We start from the raw sequence: 16,495 nt of genomic DNA, 5'->3' as shown, positions 1-16,495 counted from the left end.
CATTCGCAAGAAGAATAATTCCGCCACGCCCGTTGATCTCCCCCCTCTTCATGGTGCAAACCCCTGTGAGTTATAAGTCAGGGGACGCCACATGACACGCATCGACGACACATTCGCGCGGCTGAAGGCCGAGGGCAAAAAAGCTTTTGTCACCTACGTCATGGCTGGCGACCCCGATGAGGCGCGCGCGTTAGAGATCGTCAAGGGCCTGCCCGCCGCAGGTGTGGACGTGATCGAGCTGGGCCTGCCCTTCACCGATCCGATGGCCGACGGCGAAACCATTCAGTTGGCTGGCCAACGCGCCCTTGCAGCCGGTATGACACTGGAAAAATTCCTGCAATTCGTGCGCGACTTCCGCGCCGAGGATAACACCACCCCGATTGTGATGATGGGCTACTACAACCCTATCTATTCGCGCGGCGTGGACAAATTTCTGGCCGAGGCCAAGGAAGCAGGCATCGACGGCATGATCATCGTCGACCTGCCGCCCGAGGAGGACGACGAGCTGTGCATCCCCGCCCAAGCCGCAGGCCTGAACTTCATCCGGTTGGCCACCCCGACCACAGATGCCAAGCGCTTGCCTAAGGTGCTGCAAAATACCTCTGGCTTTGTCTATTACGTCTCGATCACCGGCATCACAGGTGCCGCAGAGGCCAGTGCGGCAGATGTTGCCCCAGAGGTCGCGCGCATCAAAGAAAGCACCGATCTGCCCGTCATCGTGGGCTTCGGCGTTAAGACACCAGAGACGGCGGAAGCGGTGGCAGGCGTTGCAGACGGCACCGTCGTGGGCTCTGCCATCGTGTCCAAAATAGCGAACGGCGAAAGCACCGCTGACGTGTTGGCCTTCGTGAAGTCACTGGCCGACGGCGCGCACCGGGCTTAGGCAGGTAGAACCAAGAAAGGCTGCTTGTCTTCCTCTTGGGCAACTTTCAAGTAGTCACGTCCATGGACCTCAAGCTGGAGCAAGCGCGAGGCGAGCGACGGCACCGACGCCGGCCTGTGCCGCAACTCGGATGCAATGTTGGAAATGACGTTGGCGCTATCGGCACCGCCGGTCAGGCGTGCCGTGAGTACATCTTTGGGCATCATAAACGCCAGCTCTTGCAACTTCTGCGACTGCGTCAACGTCCGCGTCCGCGCGGTCTCCTTCTCATCAAGCCAGAGCAGTGACTTGATCTGAGCGCCGCCTGCCACCGCGAGCCCCTCAAGCAACCTCAATTCTCAAGATTATTTGCGATGGGTCACACTTAAACGCGTCCCTATTTTGTGCAAGTATTTGCCGCTCAGCGCGGGCGTCGTTTCTAAAACATTCAATTCGCACATCGCCGCATTGACTCCAAACCGCCTGAATTGGTAATAAGACTTAACCAATTTTGACTTTAAGGGCTGCGAGATGGCTAGAATAACTGAAATTGAAGACCTGAAACGCATCTACAAGCGGCGCACGCCGAAGATGTTTTACGACTATTGCGAAAGCGGCAGCTGGACCGAGCAGACCTTCCGCGAGAACTCCTCCGACTTTGACCTGATCAAACTGCGCCAACGCGTGGCGGTTGATATGACAGGGCGCAGCACCTCCAGCCAGATGATCGGCCAAGACGTAGCCATGCCGGTGGCCTTGGCCCCGGTTGGCTCTACCGGCATGCAGCATGCCGATGGCGAGATCTTAGCCGCCAAAGCCGCCGAAAAATTCGGTGTGCCTTTCACGCTATCCACCATGTCCGTCTGCTCCATCGAGGATGTGGCCGAGAACACCACCGCGCCGTTTTGGTTCCAGCTCTACGTTATGAAGGACCGCGAGTTCACCAAACGCGCGATCCAGCGGGCCAAGGACGCCAAATGCTCCGCCTTGGTGCTGACGCTGGACCTGCAAATCTTGGGGCAACGTCACAAGGACATCAAAAACGGGCTGTCGGTCCCGATCAAGCTGGCCCCGCACACGATCTTCGATCTGGCGACCAAATGGCGGTGGGGCTTGCAGATGCTGCAAACCAAGCGCCACAGCTTTGGCAATATCGTGGGCCACATTGATGGGATAACAGACATGAGTTCCTTGTCGACTTGGGCGGCCGAAAGCTTCGACCCCAAGCTGGATTGGGACTATGTCAAAGAGATCAAAGACCTTTGGGGCGGGCCGCTGATCCTCAAGGGCATCTTGGACGCCGACGACGCGAAGATGGCGTTGAACGTAGGCGCGGATGCGATTGTCGTGTCGAACCACGGGGGGCGTCAGCTGGATGGGGCCATGTCATCGATCAAGGCGCTGCCCTCCATTATGGACGCCGTGGGCGACAAGATAGAGGTGCATCTCGACAGTGGCATCCGCTCTGGGCAAGACGTGTTGAAAGCCTTGGCTATGGGCGCGACAGGCACCTACATCGGGCGCGCGTTCGTCTATGGGTTGGGTGCTATGGGTCAGCACGGCGTGGAGGAGGCCCTGCGCGTCATCCACACCGAGCTGGACACCACCATGGCGCTGTGCGGCGAGCAGAAGGTCCAAGACTTGGGCAAGCACAACCTGCTGGTGCCACGCGACTTCTACGGGGACTGGGCCTAGCCTGATAAGCGCCTTTGTGCGCGATGTTGTCACCCCGTTGCCACTCTGGGCAGCGTGGGTGGCAGAGCCTCTCCCGCCTACAAGGGCGGTCCAAAACGGCGAAGGCGAAGGCAGGGGTTTGCGGCATCCGAAGAGCGCCTGTAGCAGTGATGTTCAAAGCACCGGTCACACAGCTGCAAGCAGGCAATGCCAAAAGCGCAGGAAACCCCTTTCCAAGCGGGCGATTCCCTCCTATACGGCACTCTTCACGCGGCCCGACACCCTTGGAGGCAGCCGCACCCATTTATAAAGGAATATAGTCATGGCTGGTAAGATCCCTGATCTTGAAGTTGAGACACGCGCGGGGACGGGCAAGGGGGCCGCTCGCGAAGCACGTCGTAATGGCATGGTACCAGGTATCGTGTATGGCGGTGGCGAAGAGCCACAAGCGATCCAAATCTCGTTCAACAAGCTGCTCAAGCAGCTGCGCGCTGGACGCTTCATGTCCACATTGCAAAACATGAAAATCGAAGGCCAAGACGACTTCCGCGTCATCTGCCGTAACGTGCAACGCGATCTGGTTAAAGATCTGCCAACACACATCGACTTCATGCGCCTGCGCCGCACCACCAAAATCGCCCTGTTCATTCCGGTCGAAGTTGTTGGCGAAGACGTATCCCCTGGCCTGAAAAAAGGCGGCGTTCTGACGCTGGTACGTCCTGAGGTTGAGCTGGTTGTTACTGCTGGCGACATCCCTGAGAGCATCACGATCGACGTCTCCGAGACTGAAGTTGGCGAAAACGTCACCATCTCCTCGGTGAAATTGCCTGAGGGCTCGAAGGTCACTATCGACCGTGACTTCGTGATCGCGACATTGTCTGCACCATCCAGCCTGAAGTCTTCCGGCGACGATGAAGACGATGCAGCCGAGGGCGAAGAAGCTCCGGAAGCAGAAGCGGCAGCAGAAGAGTAATCTTCTCAACGCTTCATGCGTTTGAAATTTTTACGCGCGGTCTTTCACAAGGCCGCGCGTTTTTCTTTTATATCAACTTTTTGACGTTCCTTGCGTCAGGCACCACTACCCCCTCCCTAATGCTGAATAAAGAACAATATAGGCTATTGAAAGTATTATATATTTTCGATTCACGCCTTAAATTGACCTTTTTGAAGTCATAACTTCCCCCAACTCCAAAACTACCCTGTTGTCTGGTTCTGAACGAGTTAGACACGGATTTACATCATGGTTGCAGTTTCATTTCTTGCCTTCGACAACGACAACTTCGTTGTCACTTCAAGCTCGTCGTCCGGGATTGTTGGAAACGGCGTCATCAATAACTCCAGCACACCCGATGGCACCATTTTCGCCTACTCTGGAGGCAGTGCTGAAGTCATCACGTTGGATGACACAGGCGGCGATGTAGCTGTTTTCGAAGATGACTCTGCCGCAAGCCATGTGATCACTGATGGCGGCAATCTGGTCGCTAATGGGCAAACCGTCGAAGCAGAATCTTTCATCTTTTTGCAAGCACTGGATGCGAATGGCGTCGCCACAGGCCCCGTCATTACGATTACGGTCTTCTCGCAAGGTGGCGCATTCAGTGATGTTTGGGGATTGAGCAGCGACACCGAGTTAGTCAGCGGAACATCCTATGTTAAAACAGGCGGCAATAACCTTGGTAGCAGCACTTACGGTGACTTCGTCACCTGCTTTGCCAAAGGCACCCTTATCGACACTCCGAACGGCCCGAAATTAATCGAGAACCTAAAGCCCGGCGATCTCGTGACCACTCGCAATGACGGCGCGCAACCGATACGTTGGGCCGGAAAACGCCGCGTCTTAGGTCGCGGTAAATTTGCCCCGATCCGTATCGCCACTGGTGCCTTATCAAATTCAGAAACCTTATGGGTATCGCCGGAGCATCGCATGATGGTCGAAGGACCGATGGTCGAGCTTATTTGCGACACATCTTCTGCCTTGGTCGCGGCAAAGCTCCTTGTTGGGATGCCTGGTATTACACAGGAAAATGTTGCTGAAATCACGTATCACCATCTACTTTTCAACAAACACCAAATCATCCTCGGTGCCGGTTGCTGGAGCGAAAGCTTCTTTTTGGCGATCAATGCATTATCTGGCTTGGATCATGATGCTCAACGCGAATTACAAGAAATTTTTCCGGAATTGGCCGCGGCCCAAGCAGACTTTGGTCACACAGCAGAGATCGTGTTGAAAAAACATGAGGCCGCCTTGTTACGCAGGGCCTTGACCTCCATGAACATCGACAACGGGTCTATTTCCGTTTCGGCATAATCAGAGCCGGTATCCCTTGGTGATTTATCCCCCTCTGGCCCTGCGCCCTGAGGCAGGATAAAACACCCAGATGAAACTCTTCGTAGGCCTCGGAAATCCAGGCGCAAAATACAGTCACAACCGGCACAACATTGGCTTCATGGCCGTGGACCGCATTGCTGAAGATCACGGGTTCTCGCCGTGGAAATCCAAGTTCCAAGGGCAACTGTCCGAGGGTCGCCTTGGCCACGAGAAGGTGATGCTCCTGAAACCCACCACCTTCATGAACCTATCGGGGCAATCCGTGGGTGAGGCCATGCGCTTCTTCAAGCTCGACAGCACCGATGTGACCGTGTTCCATGACGAGATCGACCTCGCCCCAGCCAAGACCAAATGCAAATCCGGCGGCGGCCACGCGGGGCACAATGGGTTGCGCTCCATCCATCAGCATATCAGCCCGCATTATGACCGCGTGCGCCTTGGGGTCGGGCACCCCGGCCACAAGGACAAGGTACCTTCATACGTGCTGAACGACTTTGCCAAGGCGGAGGCCGATTGGCTCGATGATGTCATGCGCGGGATATCTGACGGCGCGCCTCATCTGGCGGAAGGTGACACTGCCAAGTTTCTGAACGCCGTGGCGCTGCGCGTAGCCCCCGCCCGCTCCTCGACCAGCAACCCAAAGCCCAAGCCAAAGACCGAAACGGTCCCCGACCTCGATCCAACGGACACCCGCAGCGCGATGCAAAAGCTGATGGACCGCTTCAACTGACCCATACCCAACCGGAGATCACCTCATGCGACTATTCCTGAAATGGGCCTTGCGCCTTGTTGTATTGCTGGCGGTCGTTGCGGTGGTCATCGGCATTTGGAAGCGCGAGGAGTTGACGCGCCTGATGGCCGTGAATTCGCTGTTCTCAGCCGAGAAGATCGTGGACAACTTCTCCAACATGAACAAAGCGTTCCTGTCGACGGAAATCCCCCTACCAGATGCGGCGCCCAGCCCGTTGCCAAAAGGGCCTGATGCTACCCTTCCCCCTCAGACCCAAGATTGGATTGATGCGCGCGATATCACCGCATTGGTCGCCCTGAAGAACGGCACGATCGTGCATGAAAGCTACCACATGGGCACTGGTCCCGATGACCGCCGCATCTCATGGTCGGTGGCGAAAAGCTATCTGTCAGCATTGATGGGCATTCTCTTGAAGGAGGGCGACATTGCCTCCATCGACGAGCCCGTCACCAAATACGCACCATCCCTGACTGGCACAGCCTATGACGGCGCCACGATCCGCAACGTATTGAACATGTCGTCCGGCGTCACATTCAACGAGGATTATCTCGACCAATCCTCCGACATCAACCGCATGGGCCGCGTCTTGGCTCTGGGCGGCACGATGGACGGTTTCGCGGAAAGCCTGTCGGACACCTTCGCTCCAGCCGGTGAGACATGGAAATACGTCTCCATCGATACCCATGTCTTGTCGATGGTGATACGCGGTGCAACGGGTCGCCCCATCTCGGATCTTATGGGAGAGAAAATCATCGGCCCCATGGGGTTGGAAACCACGCCTTACTACCTGACCGACGGCGTCGGTGTGGCGTTTGTGCTTGGTGGCCTAAACATGATCACTCGCGATTATGCCCGTATGGGGCAGATGTTCTTGCAACGCGGCCAGCTCAACGGGCAACAAATTGTCCCGGCCGACTGGGTGGACGCCTCGACGAAAGCCACCGCCCCTACCGCGCCGAATGCCATCGGGTATGGTTTCCAGTGGTGGATCCCCAAAGGCGCGGATGAGGGCGAGTTCATGGCGCGTGGCGTTTACGGCCAATACATCTACATCAACCGCACCTTGGGTGTGGTCATCGCGACCAATGCAGCGGACCGCAACTTCCGCAACGCAGGTGTCGGGGATGAAAACGTGGCCATGTTCCGCGCCATTGCGGCGGCTCTATGAGATTGCGTGATGCCCTGCTTGATCAGGCCGTTCATTGCGAGGCATTGGGTTCGCCGTTTATGGCGCGGCTCTTCCAGCTCCTCGCTGACAGGCTGCGCCCCGACGCGCCCTTAGCTGAACGGCTGTTCAGTTGGGAGGGTGACCTAAGCCCAAGCGGGCATTCCGTCCCCTTACGCCTCGCAGGGGCCTTGCACGCATATGTGCTGAAGTCCCCCGACAGCAAGCTGGCCCACGCCTACCCACCTCACGTCGTAGAAGATGACGTCTTGTGGGAGGCAATCAATGACACATTGAAGGGCGAGGCCGAGTTCATCGACGCCTTCCTCAACAACGCGCCTCAAACCAACGAGGTCCGTCGCAGCGCTGCCATCTTGCCTGCTGCCCTGCATGTTAGCGACCATTTCGGCCTGCCCCTGACCCTGTCAGAGCTGGGGGCAAGCGCGGGGTTGAACCTGAACTTCGACAGCTACGCTGTTCGCATCAACGGGGATAGCTACGGTGCATCCAATCCAGCATTGACCCTGACGCCCGATTGGACAGGCCCGCCACCACCCGACGCGCCCCTATCCATCAGCACACGACGCGGGGTTGATCTAAACCCGCTCACCGGCGCTGGCGATGCCGAACGCCTACGCGCCTATCTGTGGGCGGATCAGCCAGAACGTTTGACCCTGACCAACGCGGCACTCGCATTGCCGCTACCACCGATCGACGGCGCAGATGCCGCCGACTGGCTAGAGGATCGCTTGTCTCGATCCTACGGTGGAAGCACACATTTTCTGTTTCATTCTGTAGCGTGGCAATACTTCCCCGACGCAGTACAAAGCCGATGCGAAAGGGCCATCCTCGCGGCGGCAAAACGCGCGACATCCGCAGCTCCATTGGCATGGTTCTCAATGGAGACCGACAATGGCGCGGGAGGACAAGGGGCCAAGCTCACCCTAAAGCTATGGCCGGGCGAGATCGTTTTGGACTTGGGACGGGCCGATTTTCATGGGCGTTGGGTTAACTGGCGTTTAGGTTCTCGAATATGTTGAGTGGGGTCACCACATGACATGTGCCAGCTTAAATTTGGAGTACTGCAATGACGAAACCTGACCCATCTCTCAATGTATTGGGCGACGAGCTGCAAAGCTGCTCGCACGATCCCGTCACAGGTTTCTTTCGCAACGGGTGTTGCGACACGGGGCCAATGGATGAAGGCAGCCACACGGTCTGCGCGGTCATGACGGCGGAGTTCCTCGCCTTCTCCAAATACCTAGGCAACGACCTCTCCACCCCGCGCCCCGAATACGGCTTCAAGGGGTTGAAGCCAGGGGATCAATGGTGCCTATGCGCCGATCGCTTCTTGCAGGCCTTTGATGAGGATGCAGCACCCAAGGTGCGCTTGGCCTCCACCCATCAACGCGCGTTGGACATCGTTCCATTGGACGTACTGGTCAAACATGCGTTGGATGCGGATTAACCCCTAATACAAATAGAGCCGCCCGAGCATTCACTCGGGCGGCCCCTGTTTTTAGTCACGCAAACGGGCGATGTCGTTCATCAACCCGTCTGTCCCGCTGTGCACCGGAGCAGTGATCACCTACATCCGCTAAGGTCCGTTACAGTAATATCGGGAGGTGATGTTTAGGACGGGACCGGATTTCAAACCACACGGGTTCTGGGGCACGATTATCAGCTGCGGCTCGTACGCAACAAATGCAAAAGGCGCCCCCGTAACGGGACGCCTTTTAACATTCTAAAAGCCTTTGGCCTTGCGCAAAATTTCAAGAAATCAGGCGAACTCGCCCATCTCGAAGTCCAACGCGCGGGCGACGGTGAAGATATCTTTGTCGCCGCGACCACACATGTTCATGCAGATGATGTGATCTTTGGGCAGGGTCGGCGCGATCTTCATCACATGGGCCAACGCGTGAGATGGCTCCAACGCGGGGATGATCCCCTCTTTCTCGCAACACAGCTGGAACGCCTCAAGCGCCTCCACATCTGTGATCGCCACATATTCAGCGCGGCCGATTTCGTGCAGCCACGAATGCTCCGGCCCGATGCCCGGGTAGTCCAAACCAGCGGAGATCGAGAAGCCCTCAAGGATTTGCCCGTCGTCGTCTTGCAGCAGGTACGTGCGGTTGCCATGCAGCACGCCCGGACGCCCACCGGTGAGCGAGGCGCAATGCTCATTCTTGTTGTTCACGCCTTTGCCACCAGCCTCTACGCCGATGATGTTCACGTCCTTGTCGTCAAGGAATGGGAAGAACAGCCCCATCGCGTTGGAGCCACCACCGATTGCAGCGATGATCGTGTCAGGCAAGCGGCCTTCGGCCTCCATCAACTGTTCTTTGGCTTCATTGCCGATGATCGCTTGGAAGTCGCGCACCATGGCAGGATATGGGTGTGGGCCAGCCACGGTACCGATGCAGTAGAAGGTATCACGCACGTTGGTCACCCAGTCGCGCATCGCGTCATTCATCGCGTCTTTCAAGGTGCCACGGCCAGAGGTCACAGCAACCACTTCCGCACCCAGAAGGCGCATGCGGAAGACGTTGGGGGCTTGGCGTTCCACATCATGTGCGCCCATGTAGACGACACATTTCAGGCCAAACTTTGCACACACGGTGGCTGTTGCCACACCGTGCTGGCCTGCGCCGGTCTCCGCGATGATGCGGGTTTTGCCCATGCGGCGAGCAAGGATGATCTGGCCCAAAACGTTGTTAATCTTATGCGCGCCGGTGTGGTTCAGCTCGTCGCGCTTGAGGTAGATTTTTGCGCCGCCCAAATGCTCCGTCAGGCGTTCGGCGTGATACATCGGGGAGGGGCGGCCAACGTAGTGCTTCCACAAGAAGTCCATCTCGTCCCAGAAGGATTTGTCGGTCTTGGCGTGCTCGTACTGCTCTTCCAGCTCCAAGATCAGCGGCATCAGTGTCTCGGAGACAAAGCGCCCGCCAAAATCGCCAAAGCGACCTTTCTCATCGGGGCCGGTTTTAAAGCTGTTCAGCAGATCATCAGGCATTTTGGAACACTCCCATTGCAACTCAGCTGATGTAGCCCGTGATCGGGTCGGGGTAAAGCGCAAGGCCGCGATGAGGCGCGGAAACTACAGTTTCGGCGTGTTGTCCTGTGCTGCGGTGATGAACTGCTCAATGAGCTTGGCATCCTTCACGCCACGCTCACCTTCCACACCGGAAGAGACATCGACCTGCTTGGCCTTGGTCAAATGGATCGCCTCGGCCACATTGCTCGGCGTCAAACCACCAGCCAGCATCCAAGGAATGCCCCAACGACGCTCCGCAATCAGGCGCCAGTCGAAGGATAAACCGTTGCCGCCAGGAAGGTCCCCGCCTTTGGGCGGTTTGGCGTCGATCAGGATTTGGTCCGCCGCGCGAAAGTACTCGTTCAGCCCAGCCAAATCACCTTCGTCAGCGATGCCCACGGCTTTCATCACAGGCAGGCCAAAGCGGTCGCGCACTTCGGCCACGCGTTCAGGGCTTTCCGAGCCGTGAAGCTGCAACATATCGAGCGGCACACGGTCCATCAACGCATCGAGCGCCGCGTCATCCGCATTTACGGTCAACGCAACCTTGGCGATACCCAACGGAACCTCCAAGGCCAATGCTTGAGCCACATCAAGGCTAACGTTGCGCGGGGATTTCTCAAAAAAGACGAAGCCCACATAAGACGCGCCCGCAGCCGCGCAGGCAGCAACGTCACTAGACCGGCCAAGGCCGCATATTTTCACGCGTGTGGACATGTGGGGCTTTTATGACGTGGCAGTGGTGTCGTCGAGCAGGGCAAGCACTTCGTCTTTGCCCTCGTTGGACTTACGCTTGAGGCCTTTGACCTCGCGCTCCAACTTCTCTTTCTCACGCTTTTGCAAACGACCATCAGCGCGATGCTTGTGCTCGCGGAACCATTCCCAAACGAAGCCGATCAACAGCCCCATGATGATCCCACCAAAGATCACCACGAATAATGGCAACTCATAGGACAGCGGTTGGCCCGAATAAGCGGCCAGCTCTTCGGGCAGCAGCTTGATGGTGATCATGCCGCGGTTGGCAAGTGCGATCAAAATCAGGGACAGGCCTACGGCGGCCAAGAAGACATAGCGAATGTAGCGCATTTAGATCAGCTTTCGTTTCCGTTTAGCCGGTCTCGTAGCAGCTTGCCGGTCTTGAAGAAAGGCACATGCTTCTCATCGACCTGCACAGACTCGCCGGTGCGCGGGTTACGGCCGGTACGGGCATCCCGTTTCTTGACGGAGAACGCACCGAAACCACGCAGCTCGACACGGTTTCCCGAGGCGACGGCGTCTACGATTTCTTCAAAGACGGTGTTCACGATACGCTCCACATCCCGTTGGTAGAGGTGCGGGTTTTCATCGGCGACCTTTTGGATCAGCTCAGAACGTATCATCAAATATCCTCCCCAGGATTTTGTTTGTCTGCGGGTGGCGCCCGCTGTTGAGCAAACTATAGGCCGAATAATCCAACTGAGGGAAGCGCTTAGAGCGGATCATGCCCATGCTTGGCAGGAAAAAGGGCGTGAAAAATGATCCACTTGCGCCCATTTGGCCAGAAATGGGGCAACCAGCGCAGATGCGCTTGGACAACAACGGCCGCCAATCCACGCCGATTCGGGGTCCCTAAAACAGGAACGGCCCCGCCATCTCTGGCGGGGCCGTTCCAAAATTCTTGTCAGTTACGACTACTCGTCGCCGGGCTTCAGAGCCGCACCAAGGATATCACCCAAGGATGCGCCGGAGTCAGAGGAGCCATACTGCTCTACTGCTTCTTTCTCTTCAGCAATCTCACGTGCCTTGATGGACAGACCCAAGCGGCGGGTTTTTGCGTCGACGTTGGTTACACGTACGTCAAGCTTGTCGCCAACGCCGAAGCGCTCTGGACGTTGCTCGGCACGGTCACGTGACAGGTCGGAGCGGCGGATGAAGGATTTAGCGCCCTCATATTCCACTTCGATGCCACCTTCTTCGATCGAGGTAACCTCAACCGTGATGATGGAACCGCGCTTAACGCCGTCCACTGCTGTGTCGAACGAGCCGTCGAGGGCTTTGATCGAGAGCGAGATGCGCTCTTTCTCAACGTCAACTTCGGTGACAACGGCTTTAACCATGTCGCCTTTGCGGAAGTCGCCCAATGCGTCTTCGCCACGGCCTTCCCAAGTGATGTCGGAGAGGTGAACCATGCCGTCGATGTCGTTGTCGAGACCAACGAACAGACCGAATTCGGTGATGTTCTTGACTTCGCCTTCGATCTCTTTGCCGACAGGGTTGTTCTCTGCGAACACTTCCCATGGGTTGCGCTGAGTCTGCTTGAGACCCAAGGAAACGCGACGCTTGGAGCTGTCGATTTCCAGAACCATGACTTCGACTTCTTGAGAAGTAGACACGATTTTGCCCGGGTGAACGTTCTTCTTGGTCCAAGACATCTCGGAGACGTGCACAAGACCTTCAACGCCTGGCTCCAGCTCAACGAATGCGCCGTAGTCAGTGATGTTGGTAACGCGACCTTGGTGTGTGGAGTCCAAAGCGTATTTCGCGGCAACTTCGCCCCATGGATCATCCTGCAGCTGTTTCATGCCGAGGGAGATACGGTGGGTCTCTTTGTTGATCTTGATGACCTGAACTTTGACGGTTTCGCCAATTGTCAGGATCTCGCGAGGGTCGTTGACGCGGCGCCATGCCATGTCGGTGACGTGCAGCAGGCCGTCTACGCCGCCAAGGTCGACAAATGCGCCGTACTCGGTGATGTTTTTGACCACACCGTCAACAGCCTGACCTTCAGTAAGGTTGCCGATGACTTCTGCACGCTGTTCAGCACGCGATTCTTCCAGAATGGCGCGACGGGACACAACGATGTTGCCACGACGACGGTCCATTTTCAGGATTTGGAACGGCTGCTTCATGCCCATCAATGGGCCAGCGTCGCGCACAGGGCGCACGTCGACTTGGGAGCCAGGAAGGAACGCAACTGCGCCGCCCAGGTCCACGGTGAAGCCACCTTTGACGCGACCAAAGATTGCGCCTTCGACGCGCTCTTCGTCTGCGTATGCTTTTTCCAGACGGTCCCAAGCTTCCTCGCGGCGCGCTTTGTCGCGGCTGATGGAGGCTTCGCCGCGGGAGTTCTCAACGCGGTCGAGGTATACCTCAACTTCGTCGCCCACTTCGATTTTTGGGGATTCGCCTGGATCAGCGAATTCTTTAAGCTCGACGCGGCCTTCCATTTTGTAGCCGATGTCGATGATGGCTTGGCCAGCTTCAATAGCGATGACTTTACCTTTGACAACCGAACCTTCGTCCGGTGTGTCCATTTCGAAGCTTTCGTTCAAGAGGGCTTCGAATTCCTCCATAGATGCGTTTGTAGCCATGAGGCGTGTGTGTCCTAATCTAATGTTTATGCGGGCCGAGCGGTTGTCTCCGCCGGTCTTTGGGTTTCATGTTGGTCTGTCGGGCCGTCAACAAAACGATTCCAAGCGCATTTTTCAAAACAAATAGGGCCGGTAAACCGACCCTGCCCGTTTGAATGAATGCCTTGAGACTGTTCTCGCCCCTTCAGACAAGCGCGCGTATAGCTCGACTTGGGGGAAAGGGCAAGAGCGCTGGATAAGCGGGCATTGACGTTAAAGGCTATCCGCAGGTCACGACCTCCGCATCCTTTTTCTCTATTTCGCCTTCGCACCACAAGGTCAGTGACCGAATGTAGGCCCCCTCATTCCCAACAATTTCTTCCAATCCCGGCAAAGCCAACTTCGCGGCCTCCGAGGTGTGGAAGTATGCAACTGTGCGGTACCAACCATCGCGCAGTACCAGCCCCGCATCTTCAACGCCGTTTTTATTTGAAATCTTTTGTAGCTCGTAGCGCGCGGCCTCGATAGTTCTATCAGCCCCAACCACAACAACCCATTCTGGAAATCCTGCGGCAGATGTCCCAGACACAGTTTGGTAACTTGCAACACCTTTGATGGATAGTCCTTGGATGATCGTTTCAAGCTCACCATCTGAGCAATCTTCCGTAACGAGGCACACCGCGTTCAACCTGACCTCGTCAAATTTCGCCGCTGTTTCAATCGCCTCCAGTTGCCCTTCACTTTGCGCTATCGATACCTTCCCATTCACGACCTGGAAATTTAAACCATTTGCCGCCAAGGCCTTGAATGTGTCCCCGACCCGTTTGGCAACAAAGGGTGGGTACACCACCAAAGAGATCACCACAAAAGCCAAGACAGCATAAAGTGCGAGTTGAAAGCGCATTTTCCAGTCTTCAAATGTTTCCTTCATCAATCTATCCTTTGCTAAAATAATGGGGCCATCCTACGCGAGGGCTGCGAAAGCAGTCGTGAAATACCCGTGAAATGGCGCACCAAAGGGGCATATCGTGAAGCAGTTTCGTCAGATCGCGCATAAGGCGCTCGACCCGGATCAAAAATCCGATTGGCAAGATCGGTACTTGGATTTGTTCCTGATTGCCCTCATTGCGATCAACGTGCTTGCCGTGATTTTGGAAACGGTTGATAGCTTGGATGCGCGGTTCCGCACGAGCTTCTTGGTGCTTGAAGTTGTCTCGATGATAATATTCAGCTTGGAATACATCGTTCGTGTTTGGGCCTGCGCTGAAGATCCGAAATACAAAAACAGCCCGCATCCAAGACTTAGCTACATGTGCTCGCCTATGGCGATCATTGACCTGCTGACAATCGCCCCCTTTTATCTTGGTTTCATTCTAAAGATTGATCTGCGATTCCTGCGGGTATTGCGGCTTTTGAGAATTTTGAAGCTGACGCGGTACTCGCTGGCGATGTCGATGCTGATTGATGTCTTCAAGGAGGAAGCGGAGGCCCTTATCGCAGGGCTATTCATTCTATTCGTCTTGTTGGTTCTTGCCTCCAGCGGCGCATATCTCGCGGAGCATGATGCCCAACCCGAAAAATTCGGCTCCATCCCCGCTGCTATGTGGTGGGCCATCGCGACATTGACCACCGTGGGGTACGGTGACGTCTCGCCAGTCACACCTGCGGGGCAAATCTTTGGGTCACTCGTCGCGGTTATCGGGATCGGTATGGCGGCTCTTCCTGCAGGGATTTTGGCCAGTGGCTTGGCAGACCGGCTTCACCGCACCCGAGAAGAGTTCGCCGATAAGCTTCAGGTCATTTGGGATCGCAACATTGATGCCAGCGAAAAGGAACGCCTATTCGACGAGCTGCGCAGCGAGCTTGGTGTCAGGGAACGCGTCGCGAGCAAAGTTAAAGAAAGTCTAAAAAACTCACAGGCCGCCACGGCATCGGTTTTCTGCCCACATTGCGGTGAAAAGGTATGTAACTAAGTCTGATACCCAAAGAGTTGCTCAATAGGGATAAGACGAGAGTTGGCCACAGTTGTTGATCGCCCGCTTTCTTGATTGCAGGTGCTCAGTACCTCTCACATCAACCATATAGATTTCCAAACGGACCCAAGACAGAAAGTCGCCGCGCATTCGCGGATATGCGGCGATCGCTTCTTCCGCTCGCAGGCTCTCTGGATCGACCAATTCGCAGCAATCCACGTGTCGCGCGAAAAACGTCTCTTGCGTTTCAATATCTGTCAGTTTCTCAGGGGTGCCCGTTTCCCTTTTGACCCGACGCACATCCGCCTTAAACAATTCAAACGCAGCCATTTTCATTGCGGCTTGCAGCTCAACCTTGTCCAGCCGGCGCCCTAAATCAGCGCAATAACCTTGATAGTTGCGGTAAGCTGGCCACCCAAATGACCACGCGGCCACGATACAGATACCGGCCAGGAATATCGCTAAGTTTCGCATGTCGCCTCATACCTTTGCCCTGCGCGATACTAGCACCCACCGAACGCCGCCACCACCAAGCCTTAACGCATCGCCTCTATACCCCACCCTTGGTTAACCAAACGCGAGGCGCTCTCAACGCGTCGCATTCGATCTGTGGTCTTTGGCCCCTTTAACGGGCCTCCCGCGACTGCTGGCAACATAGGGGCTAACACCCTCGAAGGGATGCGAGGTGACGCTCGCAATGACGACGACCGCAGCCCGAAATGGGCGGCCGCCTAACTATCCCCAATGAGAGATAACGACTGACCCGCCGGTATTCCGTGCGGGCCCAACGTGCATGGAACCCCAAAGGCAGACATGTTAGGTGGATGATGCCTTGGGCAGATACCTCTTTGCCCAGACGTCCCGTTGAAAGATCGCTTATGACGCCCTCAATATTCCCCATTGCCGCGCATTACCCGGGTCAGTTGTTCATCATGCCAATGCCGTCAGCGACCAATCTAGAAGCATGCATCGAGCATTACCGTGCACAAGGGGTGAACACAGTCATTTCCATGTTGTCAGTTGGGGAAGTAGAAGAGCTGGACCTTCAAGCCGAAGCCGGCATCTGCGCCGACAAGCGATTGGGATTCACCAACTTCCCAATCGAGGACTTCGGGCTGCCGGAAGCTGAAGGGTTCAAGGCCCTCGTGCGTGACATCTCACAGCGATTGCGCAATGGCGAGGGCGTCGCGGTTCATTGCCGCGCAGGCATTGGCCGATCTGGCATGCTGACCTGCTGCACACTCGCCGGATTTTTAGGATCGGCAGAAATCGCGATAGACACCGTATCCCGCGCCAGAGGAGCCGAGGTTCCAGACACGAAAGAGCAGCGGGATTTCATCGCTAAAATCTCGCAAGAAATGCGAAAATGCACTTAACC

The 16,495-nt window shown here is 56.3% G+C and carries 18 protein-coding genes; 10 read left to right on the top strand and 8 right to left on the bottom strand.

Features of this window, described 5'->3' with window-relative positions:
* Positions 1-91: 91 nt before the first annotated feature.
* Positions 92-883 (top strand): tryptophan synthase subunit alpha, encoded by a 792-nt coding sequence (trpA, locus tag ABJN86_RS03555; RefSeq protein ID WP_348367712.1) that lies wholly within the window; start codon positions 92-94, stop codon positions 881-883.
* Here trpA and ABJN86_RS03550 read toward each other — a convergent pair.
* Positions 880-1,194 (bottom strand): hypothetical protein, encoded by a 315-nt coding sequence (locus ABJN86_RS03550; RefSeq protein ID WP_348367711.1) that lies wholly within the window; start codon positions 1,192-1,194, stop codon positions 880-882. The two genes, trpA and ABJN86_RS03550, sit on opposite strands and share 4 nt — an antisense overlap.
* Before the next feature lie 199 nt (positions 1,195-1,393).
* On the opposite strand from ABJN86_RS03550, the gene ABJN86_RS03545 reads away from it, so the two are divergent.
* From ABJN86_RS03545 to ABJN86_RS03515, 7 genes are all read left to right on the top strand, one after another.
* Positions 1,394-2,557: an alpha-hydroxy acid oxidase gene (locus ABJN86_RS03545; protein WP_348367710.1), complete on the top strand. Its 1,164-nt coding sequence runs from the start codon at positions 1,394-1,396 to the stop codon at positions 2,555-2,557.
* Between the two features lie 301 nt (positions 2,558-2,858).
* Positions 2,859-3,509, top strand: a complete 651-nt coding sequence (locus tag ABJN86_RS03540) for a 50S ribosomal protein L25/general stress protein Ctc (RefSeq protein ID WP_348367709.1) — start codon at positions 2,859-2,861, stop codon at positions 3,507-3,509.
* Positions 3,510-3,776: 267 nt separating this feature from the next.
* The gene (locus ABJN86_RS03535) at positions 3,777-4,844 is read left to right on the top strand and encodes a Hint domain-containing protein (RefSeq protein ID WP_348367708.1); all 1,068 of its coding nucleotides are present in this window, start codon (positions 3,777-3,779) and stop codon (positions 4,842-4,844) included.
* A gap of 70 nt (positions 4,845-4,914) precedes the next feature.
* On the top strand, positions 4,915-5,595 hold the full coding sequence (gene pth / locus ABJN86_RS03530; RefSeq protein ID WP_348367707.1) for an aminoacyl-tRNA hydrolase: 681 nt from the start codon (positions 4,915-4,917) through the stop codon (positions 5,593-5,595).
* Positions 5,596-5,620: 25 nt separating this feature from the next.
* Positions 5,621-6,784 carry a serine hydrolase gene (locus ABJN86_RS03525; protein ID WP_348367706.1) on the top strand — a complete coding sequence of 388 codons (1,164 nt, stop codon included), beginning with the start codon at positions 5,621-5,623 and terminating at the stop codon, positions 6,782-6,784.
* Positions 6,781-7,821 carry a DUF2332 family protein gene (locus ABJN86_RS03520; RefSeq protein WP_348367705.1) on the top strand — a complete coding sequence of 347 codons (1,041 nt, stop codon included), beginning with the start codon at positions 6,781-6,783 and terminating at the stop codon, positions 7,819-7,821. The genes ABJN86_RS03525 and ABJN86_RS03520 overlap by 4 nt, the downstream gene beginning before the upstream one ends.
* A gap of 47 nt (positions 7,822-7,868) precedes the next feature.
* The gene (locus ABJN86_RS03515) at positions 7,869-8,249 is read left to right on the top strand and encodes a DUF2237 domain-containing protein (RefSeq protein ID WP_348367704.1); all 381 of its coding nucleotides are present in this window, start codon (positions 7,869-7,871) and stop codon (positions 8,247-8,249) included.
* A 312-nt stretch (positions 8,250-8,561) separates the two neighbouring features.
* On the opposite strand, the gene trpB is transcribed toward ABJN86_RS03515, so the two are convergent.
* From trpB to ABJN86_RS03485, 6 genes are all read right to left on the bottom strand, one after another.
* On the bottom strand, positions 8,562-9,794 hold the full coding sequence (trpB, locus tag ABJN86_RS03510) for a tryptophan synthase subunit beta (RefSeq protein ID WP_348367703.1): 1,233 nt from the start codon (positions 9,792-9,794) through the stop codon (positions 8,562-8,564).
* A gap of 84 nt (positions 9,795-9,878) precedes the next feature.
* Positions 9,879-10,532: a phosphoribosylanthranilate isomerase gene (locus tag ABJN86_RS03505; protein ID WP_348367702.1), complete on the bottom strand. Its 654-nt coding sequence runs from the start codon at positions 10,530-10,532 to the stop codon at positions 9,879-9,881.
* Between the two features lie 9 nt (positions 10,533-10,541).
* The gene (locus tag ABJN86_RS03500) at positions 10,542-10,901 is read right to left on the bottom strand and encodes a LapA family protein (protein WP_348367701.1); all 360 of its coding nucleotides are present in this window, start codon (positions 10,899-10,901) and stop codon (positions 10,542-10,544) included.
* 5 nt (positions 10,902-10,906) lie between these two features.
* Entirely contained in the window at positions 10,907-11,194 is a 288-nt protein-coding gene (gene ihfB / locus ABJN86_RS03495; RefSeq protein ID WP_348367700.1) for an integration host factor subunit beta, read from the bottom strand.
* A gap of 291 nt (positions 11,195-11,485) precedes the next feature.
* On the bottom strand, positions 11,486-13,165 hold the full coding sequence (rpsA, locus tag ABJN86_RS03490; RefSeq protein WP_348367699.1) for a 30S ribosomal protein S1: 1,680 nt from the start codon (positions 13,163-13,165) through the stop codon (positions 11,486-11,488).
* Between the two features lie 259 nt (positions 13,166-13,424).
* Positions 13,425-14,075, bottom strand: a complete 651-nt coding sequence (locus ABJN86_RS03485) for a hypothetical protein (protein WP_348367698.1) — start codon at positions 14,073-14,075, stop codon at positions 13,425-13,427.
* Positions 14,076-14,172: 97 nt separating this feature from the next.
* On the opposite strand from ABJN86_RS03485, the gene ABJN86_RS03480 reads away from it, so the two are divergent.
* Positions 14,173-15,117, top strand: a complete 945-nt coding sequence (locus tag ABJN86_RS03480) for an ion transporter (protein WP_348367697.1) — start codon at positions 14,173-14,175, stop codon at positions 15,115-15,117.
* Positions 15,118-15,138: 21 nt separating this feature from the next.
* On the opposite strand, the gene ABJN86_RS03475 is transcribed toward ABJN86_RS03480, so the two are convergent.
* On the bottom strand, positions 15,139-15,591 hold the full coding sequence (locus tag ABJN86_RS03475; RefSeq protein WP_348367696.1) for a hypothetical protein: 453 nt from the start codon (positions 15,589-15,591) through the stop codon (positions 15,139-15,141).
* Positions 15,592-15,995: 404 nt separating this feature from the next.
* On the opposite strand from ABJN86_RS03475, the gene ABJN86_RS03470 reads away from it, so the two are divergent.
* Positions 15,996-16,493 (top strand): hypothetical protein, encoded by a 498-nt coding sequence (locus tag ABJN86_RS03470; RefSeq protein ID WP_348367695.1) that lies wholly within the window; start codon positions 15,996-15,998, stop codon positions 16,491-16,493.
* The last annotated feature ends 2 nt before the right edge of the window (positions 16,494-16,495 follow it).

The sequence above is a fragment of the Litoreibacter sp. genome (genome assembly GCF_039974535.1).
In the GTDB taxonomy this organism is placed as follows: Bacteria; Pseudomonadota; Alphaproteobacteria; order Rhodobacterales; family Rhodobacteraceae; genus Litoreibacter.
The sequence above is the reverse complement of the archived record's forward strand: the minus strand, read 5'-3'. Positions and strand labels throughout refer to the sequence as shown.